The sequence below is a fragment of the Sphingobium sp. DN12 genome (genome assembly GCF_051058005.1).
GTDB classification, from domain to species: Bacteria; Pseudomonadota; Alphaproteobacteria; order Sphingomonadales; family Sphingomonadaceae; genus Sphingobium; species Sphingobium yanoikuyae.
The window spans coordinates 988,038-1,004,309 of sequence record NZ_CP173717.1 but is presented as its reverse complement, the minus strand read 5'-3'; the positions used below and the strand labels follow the sequence as shown (position 1 = coordinate 1,004,309).

The following is a 16,272-nucleotide window of genomic DNA, read 5'->3' as shown; positions in this document are numbered from 1 at the left end:
CTGACAAAGATGGTCACGCCGCGGCATCGGAGCATCGCGCGCGAAAGGGGGAACCGGTCTTGCGCCCCACGCGATGCGACAATGAAAATATGACGCGCACGCAAAATTGCGCGCGCCAGTGCGGTTCGTTCCGGACGCCCCATGGGGGCGCCCGGAACGCCTCAGCTATCAGCCGCGCGGCGCGCCGGTGCGCTGGACCGCGCCCTTGTGCGTGCCGACGGCGCCACCGCCGCCACCGCGACGACGACGGAAATTCTTCTTGGCGCCGGCACCATCGCCTTCGCCACGATGCGCGCCCTCGCCACGATGGCCCCCTTCGCCACGGCGAGCCTTGTCGGGCGCGCCGCGCTGGGCCTTCTGCCCTTCCTGATAGCGACGCTGGCCTTCGGCGCGCTTGGCCTGCTGGGCCGGGCTCTGGCTCGGCCCCTTGCGCTGCGGCGCCGGCTTGGGAAGGTTGCGCACGGCCTCCAGGAAATTCTCCGGCAGGGGCACGATCTCGGGCTTCACCTTGGTCGCCCGTTCGATCGCCTTCAGATAAGGCCGTTCATCATCCGCCACGAAGCTGATGGCGATACCGTCCGCGCCGGCACGCGCCGTCCGACCGATGCGGTGGACATATTGTTCCGGCACGTTCGGGATTTCGAAGTTGATGACGTGGGACACGCCCGACACGTCGATGCCGCGCGCGGCGATGTCGGTCGCGACCAGCAGCTTGCAATGGCCATGGCGGAACGCCTGCAGCGCGGTGGTGCGCTGCGCCTGGCTCTTGTTGCCATGGATCGCGAAGGCCTGAATGCCCGCACCCTCCAGGAAGCGCACGACGCGGTCGGCGCCATGCTTGGTGCGGGTGAAGATCAGCGCGCGGTCAATCTCCTCAGTCTTCAGCACGATATGCAGCAGCGCCTGCTTCTCCGCCTGGTTGACAAAGGTCAGCTGCTGGCGAACACGCTCTGCCGTGGTCGACTGCGGCGCGACGCTGACCTTGACCGGATCATTGAGGAACTGGCCGGCCAGCGCCTCGATCTCCTTGGGCATGGTGGCCGAGAAGAACAGGTTCTGGCGATCGCGCGGCAGCAGCTTGGCGATGCGCTTCAGCGGATGGATGAAGCCCATGTCCATCATCTGGTCCGCCTCGTCGAGGACGAAGATTTCCGTGTCCTTGATGGTGAAGGCGCGCTGGTCGATCAGGTCGAGCAAACGGCCGGGGGTGGCGACGACGATGTCGACGCCGGCCGACAGGGCACGGATCTGCTTGTTGACCGGCACGCCGCCGAACACGGTTTCCACTGACAGGCGCAGGAAACGGCCATAGTCGCGGAAGCTCTGGGCGATCTGGGCGGCCAACTCGCGGGTCGGCGACAGCACCAGCATGCGACAGCCCTTGATCGGCGTCGGCTTGGGATTGCGCGCGAAATAGTCGAGGCTGGGCAGCGCGAAGGCTGCGGTCTTGCCGGTGCCGGTCTGGGCGATACCGCACAGGTCACGGCCTTCCAGCAGGACCGGAATGGCCTTTTGCTGGATCGGCGTCGGCTCGGCATATTTCTTGGCGGTAAGCGCCTTGATGATCGGCTCGGAAAGACCAAGTTCATTGAAATGCATGAGAAACTCACAAGTCGGCCGGGCGCCAACCTGTCTGCGGACGCAGCAAGGGCGCAAGGCGGGTTAGGAAACGACCCGCGTGAATAGGGAAGCCTCAAGCTTGGCGCAGACTGTCATTGGCCGGTTCCCAGGGCCTGTCAGAGCCGGGAACGATCACGCTGCCAATCGCTATCGGGCCCCAAGGGCCATGCTGCGCTGCCGCACATATGGGGCAAATGCCGCCGAAAAGCAAGCGGCCACGGGATTTCGCCCGCGGCCGCCCAACATCATGGCAGTCCTTTAGAGGCTGACCTCGGCATGCTTGTCGCGCAACTCCGCCCGAACATCGCCGCCGAACATCATCTTGAACACCCCGCCGATCGACAGATCGGCGCGCCAGATCTCCGCCGTGCCAAGGTCAAAGCGCAGCATCAGCAGGTTGGGATCCTGCCGTCCGCCCGGATACCAGGCCTCGACCTGCTTCGACCAATAACGGTCGATCACCGCCTCGTCGGTCTCCGGCACCAGCGTGCCGTTGATGCAGGCGAACAGATAATGATCCTTCGCCGCGAACTGCGCCATGGCCGGCCCGCCGGCGGCCAGTCGATTGTCGCGACTGGTGTAGAACCAGAAGCAATGATCGGCATCCTTGTCCAGCTGCGCGGTCATCGGCACGCTGTGCGCATGGCTGCCCTGCAACCCCACCATCAGGAACGGGCTGCTCGACAGGTCCGTCCAGAAACGCTCGCGAATATCCTTGTCGTCGCTCATCTTTCCATCTCCTTATCTGGGGCTTCACCAAAGGAAATGGCCCGACGCCGCCGAAGTTCCGTTTGACCGCTTGATCTCGCGCGCGCACGTCGCCACATAGCGGCCATGCTGATCGAGACCGAACTCACGCCCAATCCGGCGACCGTCAAATTCCTCCCCGGCCAGGCCGTCATGGGCGCCGCAGGCACCCGCGACTTCGCCAGCCCCGAAGAGGCCGAAGCCTCGCCGCTGGCTGATGCGCTGTTCGGCCTGGGTGACGTGACCGGCGTCTTCTTCGGCGCCGACTTCATTTCGGTGACGATCGCGCCGGGCGCCGAATGGAGCGACGTGAAGCCGGAGATTCTCTCGATCCTGCTCGACCATTTCTCGGCCAACATGCCGCTGTTCGCCGCCGGCACCGCCGCAGGCTTCAGCGTCCCGGCCGAGGAAGAGGCCTTCACCGATGATCCGGAAGATGCCGAGATCGTCGACCAGATCAAGGATTTGATCGAAACCCGCGTGCGTCCGGCCGTGGCCAATGACGGCGGCGACATCATCTATCGCGGCTTCGACAAGGGCACCGTCTATCTGCGCATGCAGGGCGCCTGCGCCGGCTGCCCCTCCTCCTCCGCCACGCTCAAGAACGGCATCGAGCAGCTGCTCAAACATTATGTGCCGGAAGTGACGGAAGTCCGCGCGGTCTGACGCTGCGATGACCGGATTTGGCAAATCGCCCCGGATCGATTAACCGCAGCCATATCCATATCGGCACCGCGGCTTCGGGGGAGTGAATTTGCGCATATTGGTCATCGACACCGCCACACAGGCGCTGTCCGTTGCGCTGCTGGAAGACGGCCAGCCAATCGGCCATTTTCATGAAATCGTCGGCCGCGGCCATGCCGAGGCCTTGCTGCCCGCGATCGCCGCCCTGCCCGATGGCGGGCGCGCCGACGCGATCGCGGTCGATGTCGGGCCGGGCAGCTTTACCGGCGTGCGCATCGGCATCGCCGCCGCCCGCGCCTTGGCGCTCGCCTGGTCGGTTCCGCTCCATGGCTATAGCGCCTTTTGCCTGATCGCCGCGATGGCGGCGCTCGACCATCGGGACGGTCCGGTCGCCGTCACCATCACCGGCGGCCATGGCGAACTCTTCTGGCAATTGTTCGAGGCCGATGGCCGCACCGCCACGACCCAGCCCGCCTCCACGCCGATCGCCACGCTCGCGACCCAACTGGACATGGCGCAATTTTACGGTACCGGGGCCGAGGCGCTGGTCACCGCGCGCGGCGACGGCACCGCGATTGCCCTCTATCCCGAAGCCGCGCGCTACAGCCTGATCGCAGATCTGCCGCCGCTTGCCCCCTCCCCGCTCTATGGCCGCGAGGCCGACGCCAAGACGATCGCGGAGCGCGCCGCTTCATGATCCCCGCCGGCCTGACGCTCGACACCTATGATGAAGGCGAGCGCAATGCGCTCGCCGACGCCATGGAAGTGATGACCCGCGCCTTCGACCCGCTGTTCGGCGAGGCCTGGACCCTGCCCCAATTGTCGGGGGTCATGACCATGCCGGGCACCTGGCTGACCGTCGCCCATGTCGATGCGGCCCCGCTCGGCTTCGCCCTGGTCCGCTCCGTGCTGGACGAATGCGAACTGCTGCTGCTGGCGGTCGATCCACTATGGCGTGGCCGTGGCATCGGCCGGTCCCTGCTGGGACACAGCCTGACGCTGGCGCGTCGCCGTGGCATCACGTCGATGAACCTGGAAGTCCGCGCATCGAACATGGCGGTCAAACTTTATGAGACTATTGGTTTCGAATATGTACATCGTCGCCCCGGTTACTATCGGGGCAATGATGGAAAGCTTCATGACGCTTTGAGTTTTCGCATCGACATGCTTGTTTAAGGCAATCTTCTCTTGCGAAGGCAGGCCACAGGGTCTAGCCAAGATATACCGCTCTGAATCCATTTCCTCAGGCGGGTCGCACAATAGAAGCCTTTGCAGGAAACAAGAAAAATGGAAAACGAATCGGCACAGAGCGAACTGCTCGTCACTCTGACCTCCGACATTGTCGCTGCGCACGTCTCGAACAACAGTGTTGCTGTTTCCGACGTCGCAACCCTGATCCAGAATGTTCATGCCGCGCTGACCGGTCTTTCGACCCCGGCGCCCGCCCCCGAAGTCAAGCCGGAACCGGCTGTTTCGGTGCGTGCATCGATCAAGCCGGATTACATCATCTGTCTGGAAGACGGTAAGAAGCTGAAGATGCTCAAGCGTCACCTGATGACCCATTATCAGATGACCCCCGAAGATTATCGCGCCAAGTGGGGCCTTCCGGCCGATTACCCGATGGTCGCCCCCAATTATGCCGAACAGCGCCGCTCGCTGGCCAAGAAGATCGGTCTGGGCACCAAGCGCCGCCGGACCCGTGGCGGCAAATAAGCCCCACAACTTCGGCATTTACCTATTGCGAAAGGGGCGCATCGACGATGCGCCCCTTTTCCGTTGGAACAAAAGCGGCTAGGCAATGTCCGACTTTTCCATTTTTGAAGCGAGCCAGCCCCCCGCATGAACCGCAAGATCGACGTCGAAGCCCTTTGCCACGAAAAGGGCCTGCGCATCACCGAGCAGCGCCGGGTCATCGCCCAGGTGCTGAGCGACGCGACCGATCACCCCGATGTCGAGGAACTGCACAAGCGCGCGTCCACCATCGATCCGGGCATCTCGATCGCCACCGTCTACCGCACCGTGCGCCTGTTCGAGGAAGCCGGCATTCTGGAGCGCCACGATTTTGGCGACGGCCGCGCCCGCTACGAAGCGGCCCCGGAATCGCATCATGACCATCTGATCGACGTCGAAACCGGCAACGTCATCGAATTCGTCGATCCCGAACTGGAACTGCTGCAGAAGCAGATCGCCGAAAAGCTCGGCTTCCGCCTGGTCGACCATCGCATGGAACTGTACGGCGTCGCCCTCGACCGCAAGGACTGACGCCTTGGCGCCACTGCGCCGGGCAGGCCGCATCGCCGCGCTGCTGGGTAGCCTGCTGCTCTGCCTGCCCCCGCACCTCTTGTGGCGCCTGATTCGCCGTCCATCTCCCTGGCCGCGCCGCTTCCTGGGGATGGCAGCCCGCTCGGTCGGCGCGCGCGTCCGGGTGGAAGGTCGCCCGGTCGACAGCGACATGTTCCTGGTCGCCAATCATGTCAGCTGGATCGACATTCTCGCCCTGGCCGATGCCACCGGCGCCGCCTTTGTCGCCCATGACGGCATTGCCAGCTGGCCGGTGATCGGCTGGCTCGCGGCCCAGAACAACACCTTGTTCGTCTCGCGTGAGAAACGCGGCAGCCTATCGGGCCAGCTCGATGCGCTGCGCGCCGCGCTTGCCGGTCATCAGCCCATTGCCCTCTTCCCTGAAGGCACGACCAGCGACGGCAGTGGCCTGCTGCCCTTCAAGCCCTCGCTGCTCGCCGTGCTGATGCCGCCGCCGCGCGCAGTGATGATCCAGCCGGTCCATATCGACTATGGCGCGGCCACGGCGGAGATCGCCTGGCACGGCGACGAACCGGCCGGCGCTAACGCCAAACGGCTGCTGGAGCGCAAGGGCCGCCTGCCCGTCACCATCCGGTTCCTGGAGCCGTTCGACCCGGCCAGTTGCGCCGATCGCAAGATATTGGCCGCCACCGCGCACCAGCGGATCGCCGCGAGCATTGCCGCGCACCTGCCACCTTCCTCTTCGGGCGAAGCGCCTGTATAGCTGGACGGCATGAATCGTAACGACGCCCCCGAACATAAAGCCGGCAAGGGCCCGGCCACCTTCCAGGTCAAATCCTTCGGCTGCCAGATGAACGTCTATGATGGCGAACGCATGGCCGAAATGCTGGGCGAGCGCGGCATGACCGCTGCTGCCGATGGCGCAGAGGCCGACCTCGTCATCCTCAACACCTGCCACATCCGCGAAAAGGCGGTGGACAAGGTCTATTCCGACATTGGCCGCCTGACTCGCGAGGATGGCACGCGCCCGATGATCGCCGTCGCCGGCTGCGTCGCCCAGGCCGAGGGCGGCGAAATCCAGCGTCGCGCCCGCAATGTCGACATCGTCGTCGGCCCGCAGGCCTATCACCGCCTGCCCGACCTCATTGGCAAGGCGCAGCGCGGCGAGGAGGCTGTCGACACCGACATGCCGGCCAATTCCAAGTTCGCCGCCCTGCCCGGCCGCACCAAGCAGGCCCGGCCGACAGCCTTCCTGACGATCATGGAAGGCTGCGACAAATTCTGCACCTATTGCGTCGTGCCCTATACCCGCGGCGCGGAGATCAGCCGCAGCTGGACCGCGATCCTGGACGAGGCCAGGGCGCTGGTCGATGGCGGCGTGCGCGAGATCACCCTGCTGGGTCAGAACGTCAATGCCTGGACCGGCGAGGATGACAAGGGCCGGATGCAGGGCATGGATGGCCTGGCCCGCGAACTGGCGAAGCTCGGCGGGCTGGAGCGCATCCGCTACACCACCAGCCACCCCAACGACATGAGCGACGGCCTGATCGCCGCCCATGGCGACGAGCCCAAGCTGATGCCCTTCCTCCATCTGCCGGTGCAGTCGGGCAATGACCGCATTTTGAAGGCGATGAACCGCAGCCACACGGTCGACAGCTATCTGAGCATCATCGAACGCGTGCGCGCGGCCCGGCCGGACATCGCCTTGTCGGGCGATTTCATCGTCGGCTTCCCCGGCGAAACCGACGCAGAGTTCGAAGATACTCTCAAGATCGTTGAGCAAGTGCGCTACGCGCAATGCTATTCCTTCAAATATAGCCCCCGCCCCGGCACGCCTGCGGCGGACATGGATCACCAGATCCCGGCAGCGGTGATGGACGAACGGCTGGCCCGGCTGCAGGCCGCGATCAACCGCCATCAGGTCGATTTCAACAGCGCCACGGTGGGCCGCACCACCAGCATCCTGCTCGAACGCAAGGGCCGCTATCCCGGCCAGCTGATCGGCAAGACGCCCTGGCTGCAATCCGTCCATGTCACCGCGCCCGAATATGGCATTGGCGACATGGTCGATGTCGATATCATCAGCGCCGGCCCGAACAGCCTGGCCGGCGAAATCAGCAGGAGGAAAGCCGCTTGAACCAAAGCCTCGTCATTCCCGCACAGCCGGGAAGCCATCTCCCCGACCCACGGCGCCTGCCGGTCCTTACGAGATGCATGACGAGCCAGGGAGGCTTTTGAATGGGCAAGAAACCGCACCATCCCCGCACCGACATTGCCGAGCGTGCGCGCCTGGAAGTGACGTTCGAAAAGCCGCATCTTCTGGGTGCGCTGTTCGGCCAATATGACCAGAATCTGGTCGCGATCGAGAACCGCCTCGGCGTCTATATCGCCGCGCGCGGCAACAAGCTGCAGATCGAGGGCGAGGCCGAAGCCGCCGCCCGCGCCCGCGACGTGATGACCGGCCTCTACAACCGCATCGTCGCCGGGCAGGAAATCGACAATGGCGCGGTGGAAGCCGTGATCGCCATGTCGGCCGAACCGACGCTGGATGGCATCATCCGCCATGACGTCGCCGAACCACCCAAGGTGATGATCCGCACCCGCAAGAAGACGATCGTCCCCCGTTCCGCCACCCAGGTCGCCTATATGGAGGCGCTGACCCGGAACGACATCATCTTCGCGCTTGGCCCGGCAGGCACCGGCAAGACCTATCTGGCGGTCGCCCAGGCGGTCAGCCAGCTCATCACCGGCAGCGTCGATCGCCTGATCCTCTCCCGCCCGGCTGTCGAGGCGGGCGAGAAGCTCGGCTTCCTGCCCGGCGACATGAAGGAAAAGGTCGATCCCTACCTCCGGCCGATCTACGATGCGCTGCACGACACGCTGCCGGCCGAACAGGTCGAACGGCGCATCGCCAGCGGCGAGATCGAGATCGCCCCGCTCGCCTTCATGCGCGGCCGGACGCTCGCCAATGCCTTCATCGTGCTGGACGAGGCGCAGAACACCACCATCGCCCAGATGAAGATGTTCCTGACCCGCTTTGGCGAAGGCAGCCGCATGGTCATCTGCGGCGATCCCAAGCAGGTCGACCTGCCGCAGCCGGGCATTTCGGGCCTCGCCGACGCGGTCGCGCGGCTGGACGGGGTCGAGGGCATCGCCATGGTCCCCTTCGGCATTGGCGACGTCGTCCGCCATCCGGTGGTCGGCCGCATCGTCCAGGCCTATGAGGGGCCGGATGCCTAAATCTTCACAACGGATCTCAACATTATGATCGAAGTCGCTGTCCTTCATGAAGAAGGCTGGCCCGGCGCGGACTGGGAATTTCTCGCGCAACAGGCGGTTTCGGCCGCCATTGCGCACAGTCCCTATGCCGCCTTCGCGACCGACTCCACCCTCTATGAAGTCGCGGTCAAGCTGACCGACGATGATGAGGTGCATCAGCTCAACCGCGCCTATCGCGAGAAGGACAAGCCGACCAACGTCCTGTCCTTCCCGATGGTGCAGGAAGACCTGCTGGAAGTGACGGCCAACACCGACGATGGCGAGGTTCTGCTGGGCGATATCGTGCTGGCCGAGGGGGTCTGCGCCGCCGAAGCCGCGGAAAAGGGCATATCGGTCGCCGACCATGCCACGCATCTGATCGTCCACGGGACTTTTCATTTGCTTGGATATGACCATATGGACGACAATGAAGCCGAGGCGATGGAAGCGCTGGAAATCCGCGCGCTCCTCAGCCTTGGCCTGGCCGATCCCTATGGGGATCGGGACAATGGTTGATCATGCTTATTCGGATCCGGTCTATCACCGGCTTCGACAATGTTCTGAAACAGGGGAATAGGAAGTAAGATGGCTGAAGGCAGCCCGAAGGATAGCGCCGGTTCCAAGGAAGCGGACAGTAGTAACGAGGGCGGTTTATGGAGCGGCCTGAAGTCGCTCCTGTTCGGCGAGAATGAAGCCCCCAGCCTCCGCAAGGAACTGGAAGAGGCGCTCGACGAATATGATGAGGAAGAGCAGGAAGAGGGCGCGGCCCCGCCTGCCAAGGGCGATCTGTCCGCGATCGAGCGGCAGATGGTCCGCAACCTGCTGCATTTTTCCGAACATACGGTCGACGACGTCGCCCTGCCCCGCGCCGACATCGTCGCGATCGAGGAAAAGGCGAGCTTCGGTGAACTGGCCGAACTGTTCGCCGAGGCCGGTCATAGCCGCATCCCGGTCTATCGCGAGACGCTCGATACGATCGTCGGCATGGTCCATATCCGCGATGCCTTCGCCATCCTCGCCGGCAAGGCGCCGGTGCCAGACACGCTGGCGCCGCTGATCCGCCAGCCGCTCTATGTGCCCGAAAGCATGGGCGCGCTCGACCTGCTCGCCGAAATGCGCGCCAAGCGCACCCATCTGGCCATCGTGCTCGACGAATATTCGGGCACGGAAGGCCTGCTGACCTTCGAGGATCTGGTCGAGGAAATTGTCGGCGAGGTCGAGGACGAGCATGACGACGCGCCCGAAGCGATGCTGGTGCCGCTGGAAGGCGGCATGTGGGATGCCGACGCCCGCGCCGAACTGGACGACGTCGCCGAGGAAATCGACCCGCGTCTGGGCGAGATCGAGGAAGATGTCGACACGCTGGGCGGCCTCGCCTTCGTGCTCGCCGGCCGCGTCCCCGAACCGGGCGAGATCATTCCGCACGAACAGAGCGGCTGGAAGCTGGAAGTCCTGGCCAGCGACGGCCGCCGCGTCACCCGCCTGCGGCTCCACCCGCCGGTCGAGCAGGACCTGGAAGCAGAAGAGGCCTGAGGGTCTCTTCCTTTTTCATCCCCCAACCTAGGGCGTTTGGCTGTCAATTTCGCCGTCATCTTTGGCTTCAGGCACTAGCGCTAGTACGCCCAAGGGCTCGCGTTTCACCATCTTCCGGGCAATTCCAAGCAGATCGGCCGGCGAAGCGACATGACAATAGCGGGTGTTCAATATGTCGAGTTGCCGCCCTTTGCGCAGGGCTTGCCCCGTGCAGTCACGCTGCAAAAGAAAGAAGCGCCTGATGATCCCATCACCGCGCTCGCGCGCCAGCAGCAGATAATCGCTGCCCGGTACAGCGCCCTTCTGCAACGCCCAGAGTTCCGTGGCGCCTTGCGTGCCCAGAAATATGAAAAAGGATGGCACGACCTCCGCATGAGCCAGCGCCTCGCGCGCAGATGCCTGCGCGACATTGGCCCAGCAATGGAACACCCCATAGTTGCTGATCCGGTACCAGAATGGATCTTCATCAGGATCGGACGGCTGGATCTGCCAGTCGCCGAAGGCAACACGACTAGTGCAACCAAATTCCTTGGCATCATCGCTCGAAAAAGCCTGAGGCCATTTATCCTCGGTCTCATCACCAAACAACGGCGTGTCGGCATGCAGGATCATTCCGGCCGGCAACTCCTCATCTGGCTCTTCCGCCCATGCCGGCGCCGCGAGCAGCATCAGGGCCGAAACAAACCAATATCGCATATTTTCGACCTTCATCTTGTCCATCGCAAAATGTTAACGGGGCATATCTAGGGCGTATCAATATTCAACCGAACGGCGGGCATGCGCAGCGCACAATTTCCTTTCAGGCACCATCCTTATGCCGATATGGCGGTCGCCGCGCCATGGTCGCGTCTCGAACGGATAGTGTTTCTTGCCGTCTGCCTCGCAACTTTGTTCTTCGCGACCCTGACGCCTCCTTTCCAGGCGCCGGATGAGAACCAGCATTATATGAAGGCGCTGGCTCTGTCGCAGGGCCATGTGGTGACGCAAATCCAGGGCGACCGGATCGGCGCTGACCTCCCGCGCGCGGCGGTCGATCTTCATGCCGTCGATTTCCCGACCGAACCGGACGGCCAGAGCCACCGCTATGACAAGACGATGATCGAGCGGGCCTGGGCCGCCGACGCCGCCCGCCCCGGCACGCGCTTTGCCGAATTTCCCAATGTCGCCAGCTATGCGCCGACCCTCTATGCCCCTGGCGCCGTCGGCCTTTGGATCGGCGACGCGCTCACCCTGCCGCGCATCGGCGCCTTCTATGCCGGCCGTATCGCCAATGCGCTGACCGCATTGCTGCTGCTCGTCGCCGCGCTGCGCCTCATCCCCTTCGGACGGATGGCGCTGCTCGGCACTGCGCTACTGCCGACCTTCTGCTATCAGATCGGCTCGCTCTCGCCCGATGCGGTCATCAACGGCGTTGGCTTTCTCGGCCTCGCTCTGGCACTGCGCGTCGGCTTCATGGGGCCGCAGCGCGCCAGCGCCGCCGCCACGCTGGTCACCGCGCCGCTGCTGGCGCTGGCCAAGGGCGTCTATCTGCCGCTGATGGCCGCCGGCCTGCGCTGGCCCTGCCGCGCCAGCCTGCTTCGCAACACCCTGATCTTGTGCGCGATGCTGCTGGGGGCTGTCATCTTCGCTGTCTGGATGAAGGCGAACGGCGGCAGCCAGGCGCTCTATCACATCACCTCGCGCAAGACCGGGGAGAGCGTGCTGACCGCGCCGCTGGCCCAGCAACTCGCCGTGATCCTGGCCGATCCGGCCGGCTATGCCCGCATCCTCGCGTCCAGCATCGTCGAGCGGGCGCCGGTCTATGCGCTGCAGATCGTCGGCCGCTTCGGCTGGAACGCGATCCTGCTGCCGCTGCTCGCCTACCCCCTTGCCCTGCTGATGCTCGGCAGCGCGGTGCTGAGCGGATCGGCCGCGCGCTTCAGCCTTGGCCAGCGCCTCTGGTGGCTAGCGATCGCGCTTGGCACCGCGCTGCTGATCGAAACCGCCATGTATCTCACCGGCACGCCGCTGGGCGCCGATTATGTCCAGGGGACGCAGGGTCGCTATTTCCTGCCGCTGCTGCCGTTCGTGTTGCTGGCACTGATGCCGGCCGATCCGCTGCGCGGCGCCCGTCTGCTCTGCGTCGGCGCGGGGCTGGCCCTGCTCATCATCGCGATACTCAGCGCCTGGGACAGTTTCTGGGTCCATGGCTTCGTCACCGCCGACGGCATGCCGCCGCACAGCAGCATCGGCCGCGCCTTACTGCTGCCCTCGCCGCGCTGGTAGCCAGACCGCGCACAGCATAAGCCAGCCCAGCCCCTCAATCCATCCGGCCATCACGTCGCTTGGCCAATGCACGCCCAGCCATACCCGGCTGACGCCGATCAGCGCGATCATCGCCCCGCCCGCACCATAGGCCCAGCGCCGCCCGGCCAGCATCGCCAGCGCACCAAAGAACATCATGTTCCCCGCCGCATGGCCGCTGGGAAAGCTATAGCTATGCACGATGTCGAGATGCGGCAGCAGGTCGGGCCGGGGCGCGGCGAAAATCTGCTTGAGGATGAGGTTGAGCAGCGTGCCGCCAATCTCCACCCCCGCAAACCACGAGGCCGCCGCACGCCGCCCGGTAAAGACCAGCGCGCCCAGCACGACCAGCGACAGGATGATGCGGATCGCCGTGCCGCCGATTGCCGAGGCGAGCCGCATGACCATGGTCACCTGCCCGCCCAGCGCCGTCTCGCGCCCCTGCCCGGCCCAGCCCATCAGACCGATGTTCAGATCGTCGAGCAGACCATTGCGCTGCGCCAGCGCGATTCCCAGCACGCAAAAAAGCGCGAGGATGAATATCCCCGCGCCCTTTTTCAGCATCTTCTGCCGATCAGATATGGAGCGCACGCCCATAAGCGGCGAGCACGCTTTCATGCATCGATTCCGAGATGGTCGGGTGCGGGAACACCGTCTGCATCAGTTCGGCCTCGGTGGTCTCCAGCGTCTTGCCGATGGTATAGCCCTGGATCATCTCGGTCACTTCCGCGCCGATCATATGGGCGCCTAGCAGTTCGCCGGTCTTGGCGTCGAACACGGTCTTGGTGAAGCCCTCGGCCTCGCCCAGCGCGATCGCCTTGCCGTTGCCGATGAAGGGGAACATGCCGACCTTCACGTCATAGCCCGCTTCCTTGGCCTTGGCTTCGGTCAGGCCGACCGATGCGATCTGCGGGTGGCAATAGGTGCAACCCGGAATGTTGCGCACGTCCATCGCATGCGGGTGGACATCCTTGTTGCCCAGCGCCTGCGCGATCGCCTCGACCGTGGTGACGGCTTCATGGCTCGCCTTGTGGGCCAGCCATGGCGGCGCGGTGACGTCGCCGATCGCCCAGATGCCCTCGACATTGGTGCGGCCATAGGGGTCGGTCTTGATGTGGAAGCGCTGGTCGGGCTCGACGCCGACCTCTTCCAGACCGATATTCTCGACATTGGGGACGATGCCGATCGCCACGATGACATGGCTATATTCGGCGGTGATGTCCTTGCCGGCCTTGTCCTTGATGGTCGCGGTCACGGCCTTGTCGGTCGCGGCGATCTTCTCGATCTTGGCGCCGGTCAGGATGGTCATGCCCTGCTTCTTAACCGCCTTTTCGAGGAAGGCCGAGACATCGGCATCCTCGACCGGCACGATCCGGTCCATCATCTCGACCACGGTCACGTCAGCGCCCATGTCGTTGTAGAAGCTGGCGAATTCGATACCGATCGCGCCCGAACCGATGACCAGCAACTTGGTCGGCATTTCCACCGGGGTCATGGCGTGGCGATAGGTCCACACGCGCTTGCCGTCGGCTTTCAGCTGCGGCAGGTCGCGGGCGCGGGCGCCGGTCGCGACGATGATATGCTTGGCGGTCAGCTCTTCGCTCTTGCCGTCCTTGGTGACGGTCAGCTTGCCCTTGCCGGTCAGCTTGCCATCGCCCATGTGGACGGTGATCTTGTTCTTCTTCATCAGGTGCGTGACGCCCTGATTGAGCTGCTTGGCGACGCCGCGCGAACGCTTCACCACCGCCTCGATGTCGGCGCTGATCTTCTCGGCAACCAGGCCATAATCCTTGGCATGCTGCATATAATGGAAGATTTCGGCCGAACGCAGCAGCGCCTTGGTCGGAATGCAGCCCCAGTTGAGGCAGATGCCGCCCAGATTTTCGCGCTCCACGATCGCGGTCTTGAGGCCCAGTTGCGCCGCCCGGATGGCGGCAACATAGCCGCCCGGGCCGGAGCCGAGGACGATCAGGTCATAGGTATCAGCCATGGTCTCTCTCGCTATTCGATATCTTGGTCAGGCCGCGCCCTTATTGGGCAGGCAGCGGCGGCACGGAACGGGGTTGGCGATCCTCACCGATCGCCACGAAGGTGAAGGTCGCCTGGGTCACGCGATAGGATCGATCGTCGTGACGGGCACGGCGCCACGCCTCGACATCGATCTTCATCGATGTGCGGCCGACTGACTTCAGCGTCGCGAATACCGACACCTCGTCGCCGACGATGACCGGACGGTGGAAGGTCATGCCCTCCACCGCGATCGTCACCGCACGGCCGTGGCTATATCGCGCCGCGACCGAACCCGCAGCCGAATCCATCAGGCTCATCAGCCAGCCGCCGAAGATATCCCCATGGGGATTGGTATCGGCCGGCATGGCGATGACGCGCACCGCCGGGCTATGCTCCGGCGGCTGCTCGTCGATCTTCGCCATCAGGCCAGCATGCCCAGCGGATTTTCGATGAGTTCGCGGAACGCCTTCATCAGGCGAGCGCCATCGGCGCCGTCGATCGCGCGATGATCGAAGCTGCCGGTCGCCGACATGACGGTGGCGATCTGCAGGCTGTCATCGACCACGAAGGGACGCTTCTCGCCCGCGCCGATCGCCATGATCATGCCCTGCGGCGGGTTGATGACGGCTTCGAACTGCTTGATGCCGAACATGCCCATGTTCGACAGCGACGCGGTGCCGCCCTGATACTCGCTCGGCTGCAGCTTGCCGGCCTTGGCGCGATCGGCCAGGTCCTTCATCTCGTTCGAGATGGCAGCTACGCCCTTGATGTCGGCGCCGGTCACGATCGGGGTGATCAGGCCACCGGGGATCGACACGGCCACCGAAATATCGGCGCGCTTGAACTGCAGCATCTGGTCGCCGGCGAACTGCACGTTGCACTCGGGCACCTGCATCAGCGCGACGCCCAGCGCCTTGATCAGCAGGTCGTTGACCGACAGCTTGACGCCACGGCCCGACAGGCCTGCGTTCAGCTCGCCGCGCAGCTTCAGCAGCTTGTCGAGCTGAATGTCCACGGTCAGGTAGATGTGCGGCACCTGCTGCTTGGACTCGGTCAGGCGGCGCGCGATCGTCTTGCGCATGCCGTTGAGCTTGATCACCTCGTGCGGGATGCCGAAATCCTGTGCGGCGGCGGCAACCGGTGCCGGGGTAGCGGCGGCTGCAGCAGCGGCCGGGGCGGCAACCGGTGCAGCGGCCTTGGCCGGGGCAGCAGCGGCGCCGTCCAGATCGGCCTTGACGATGCGGCCGTTCGGGCCCGAGCCGGCGACAGCGGCCAGATCGACACCCTTGGCTTCGGCCAGACGACGGGCGAGCGGGCTCGCCTTCACGCGGCCTTCCGCCGGAGCGGCGGCAGGCGCAGCCGCCTTCGCCGGCACCGGATCAGCCTTGGCGGCGGGGGCGGCGGCTTCGGCCTTGGCGGGCACAGCATCGGCCTTGGGCGCGGGCGCAGCGCCACCGCTGGCGGCCGCTGCGGCGACATCCTCGCCCTCTTCGGCGATGATCGCGATGACGGTGCCGACCTTCACGCCTTCGGCACCTTCCGACACCAGAATCTTGGCGACGGTGCCTTCATCGACCGCTTCGAATTCCATGGTGGCCTTGTCGGTCTCGATCTCGGCGAGAAGGTCGCCGGACGATACCTTGTCCCCTTCCTTGACCAGCCACTTGGCCAGCGTGCCCTCCTCCATGGTGGGGGACAGGGCAGGCATCTGGATCGTCTTGCTCATGCGTTCGGGGCCTCTTCTTGATTATCTGGCACGCGCCGTTTCGGAGCCCGTTTTCACCCTTTGGCCGGAACGGTCAAGGCCACGCCTTGCGCAAGGGCCCATAATGCCCCACATTTCACCTCGTTGGTTCGTCGGGGCAGTTTTGACGG

The 16,272-nt window shown here is 64.6% G+C and carries 18 protein-coding genes; 11 read left to right on the top strand and 7 right to left on the bottom strand.

The genetic code is table 11. The features are described 5' to 3' along the window. Positions 1 to 168 precede the first annotated feature (168 nt). The gene (locus ACI6S0_RS04800) at positions 169 to 1,599 is read right to left on the bottom strand and encodes a DEAD/DEAH box helicase (RefSeq protein WP_004207589.1); all 1,431 of its coding nucleotides are present in this window, start codon (positions 1,597 to 1,599) and stop codon (positions 169 to 171) included. A 279-nt stretch (positions 1,600 to 1,878) separates the two neighbouring features. Further along, positions 1,879 to 2,349 (bottom strand): pyridoxamine 5'-phosphate oxidase family protein, encoded by a 471-nt coding sequence (locus tag ACI6S0_RS04795; protein ID WP_017503530.1) that lies wholly within the window; start codon positions 2,347 to 2,349, stop codon positions 1,879 to 1,881. Between the two features lie 105 nt (positions 2,350 to 2,454). Here ACI6S0_RS04795 and ACI6S0_RS04790 point away from each other — a divergent pair, with 105 nt between their 5' ends. The 10 genes from ACI6S0_RS04790 (at position 2,455) to ACI6S0_RS04745 (ending at position 10,104) form a co-directional block, all read left to right on the top strand. Beyond that, entirely contained in the window at positions 2,455 to 3,033 is a 579-nt protein-coding gene (locus ACI6S0_RS04790; RefSeq protein ID WP_004207592.1) for a NifU family protein, read from the top strand. A gap of 88 nt (positions 3,034 to 3,121) precedes the next feature. Continuing rightward, positions 3,122 to 3,748 carry a tRNA (adenosine(37)-N6)-threonylcarbamoyltransferase complex dimerization subunit type 1 TsaB gene (gene tsaB, locus ACI6S0_RS04785; RefSeq protein ID WP_434405154.1) on the top strand — a complete coding sequence of 209 codons (627 nt, stop codon included), beginning with the start codon at positions 3,122 to 3,124 and terminating at the stop codon, positions 3,746 to 3,748. Beyond that, the gene (locus tag ACI6S0_RS04780; RefSeq protein ID WP_004207594.1) at positions 3,745 to 4,227 is read left to right on the top strand and encodes a GNAT family N-acetyltransferase; all 483 of its coding nucleotides are present in this window, start codon (positions 3,745 to 3,747) and stop codon (positions 4,225 to 4,227) included. Before tsaB ends, ACI6S0_RS04780 begins: the two co-directional genes overlap by 4 nt. Before the next feature lie 111 nt (positions 4,228 to 4,338). Continuing rightward, positions 4,339 to 4,764: a MucR family transcriptional regulator gene (locus tag ACI6S0_RS04775; protein ID WP_004207595.1), complete on the top strand. Its 426-nt coding sequence runs from the start codon at positions 4,339 to 4,341 to the stop codon at positions 4,762 to 4,764. Between the two features lie 126 nt (positions 4,765 to 4,890). Next, positions 4,891 to 5,313, top strand: a complete 423-nt coding sequence (locus tag ACI6S0_RS04770) for a Fur family transcriptional regulator (protein ID WP_004207596.1) — start codon at positions 4,891 to 4,893, stop codon at positions 5,311 to 5,313. 4 nt (positions 5,314 to 5,317) lie between these two features. After that, entirely contained in the window at positions 5,318 to 6,076 is a 759-nt protein-coding gene (locus ACI6S0_RS04765) for a lysophospholipid acyltransferase family protein (RefSeq protein ID WP_434405152.1), read from the top strand. Positions 6,077 to 6,085: 9 nt separating this feature from the next. Continuing rightward, on the top strand, positions 6,086 to 7,450 hold the full coding sequence (miaB, locus tag ACI6S0_RS04760) for a tRNA (N6-isopentenyl adenosine(37)-C2)-methylthiotransferase MiaB (RefSeq protein WP_434405151.1): 1,365 nt from the start codon (positions 6,086 to 6,088) through the stop codon (positions 7,448 to 7,450). A 101-nt stretch (positions 7,451 to 7,551) separates the two neighbouring features. Beyond that, the gene (locus ACI6S0_RS04755) at positions 7,552 to 8,553 is read left to right on the top strand and encodes a PhoH family protein (protein WP_010336027.1); all 1,002 of its coding nucleotides are present in this window, start codon (positions 7,552 to 7,554) and stop codon (positions 8,551 to 8,553) included. A 24-nt stretch (positions 8,554 to 8,577) separates the two neighbouring features. Next, a complete protein-coding gene (gene ybeY, locus ACI6S0_RS04750) occupies positions 8,578 to 9,087 on the top strand; it encodes an rRNA maturation RNase YbeY (protein WP_004207600.1) in 510 nt (169 codons plus the stop codon). A 69-nt stretch (positions 9,088 to 9,156) separates the two neighbouring features. Then, positions 9,157 to 10,104 carry a hemolysin family protein gene (locus tag ACI6S0_RS04745; RefSeq protein WP_434405149.1) on the top strand — a complete coding sequence of 316 codons (948 nt, stop codon included), beginning with the start codon at positions 9,157 to 9,159 and terminating at the stop codon, positions 10,102 to 10,104. 27 nt (positions 10,105 to 10,131) lie between these two features. On the opposite strand, the gene ACI6S0_RS04740 is transcribed toward ACI6S0_RS04745, so the two are convergent. Then, positions 10,132 to 10,824, bottom strand: a complete 693-nt coding sequence (locus ACI6S0_RS04740) for a hypothetical protein (protein ID WP_434405148.1) — start codon at positions 10,822 to 10,824, stop codon at positions 10,132 to 10,134. 102 nt (positions 10,825 to 10,926) lie between these two features. Here ACI6S0_RS04740 and ACI6S0_RS04735 point away from each other — a divergent pair, with 102 nt between their 5' ends. After that, complete coding sequence (locus tag ACI6S0_RS04735) at positions 10,927 to 12,369, top strand: DUF2142 domain-containing protein (RefSeq protein ID WP_434405902.1); 1,443 nt, start codon at positions 10,927 to 10,929, stop codon at positions 12,367 to 12,369. Here the strand turns inward: ACI6S0_RS04735 and ACI6S0_RS04730 are convergent. The 4 genes from ACI6S0_RS04730 to ACI6S0_RS04715 are packed head-to-tail and all read right to left on the bottom strand — an operon-like array spanning position 12,343 to position 16,123. Further along, positions 12,343 to 12,984 (bottom strand): phosphatase PAP2 family protein, encoded by a 642-nt coding sequence (locus ACI6S0_RS04730; RefSeq protein WP_125998521.1) that lies wholly within the window; start codon positions 12,982 to 12,984, stop codon positions 12,343 to 12,345. The two genes, ACI6S0_RS04735 and ACI6S0_RS04730, sit on opposite strands and share 27 nt — an antisense overlap. Beyond that, positions 12,962 to 14,377 (bottom strand): dihydrolipoyl dehydrogenase, encoded by a 1,416-nt coding sequence (gene lpdA, locus ACI6S0_RS04725; protein WP_434405146.1) that lies wholly within the window; start codon positions 14,375 to 14,377, stop codon positions 12,962 to 12,964. Before lpdA ends, ACI6S0_RS04730 begins: the two co-directional genes overlap by 23 nt. Before the next feature lie 40 nt (positions 14,378 to 14,417). Continuing rightward, complete coding sequence (locus ACI6S0_RS04720; protein ID WP_004207606.1) at positions 14,418 to 14,819, bottom strand: acyl-CoA thioesterase; 402 nt, start codon at positions 14,817 to 14,819, stop codon at positions 14,418 to 14,420. Further along, positions 14,819 to 16,123 carry a pyruvate dehydrogenase complex dihydrolipoamide acetyltransferase gene (locus ACI6S0_RS04715; RefSeq protein ID WP_434405144.1) on the bottom strand — a complete coding sequence of 435 codons (1,305 nt, stop codon included), beginning with the start codon at positions 16,121 to 16,123 and terminating at the stop codon, positions 14,819 to 14,821. The genes ACI6S0_RS04720 and ACI6S0_RS04715 overlap by 1 nt, the downstream gene beginning before the upstream one ends. Between the last annotated feature and the right edge of the window lie 149 nt (positions 16,124 to 16,272).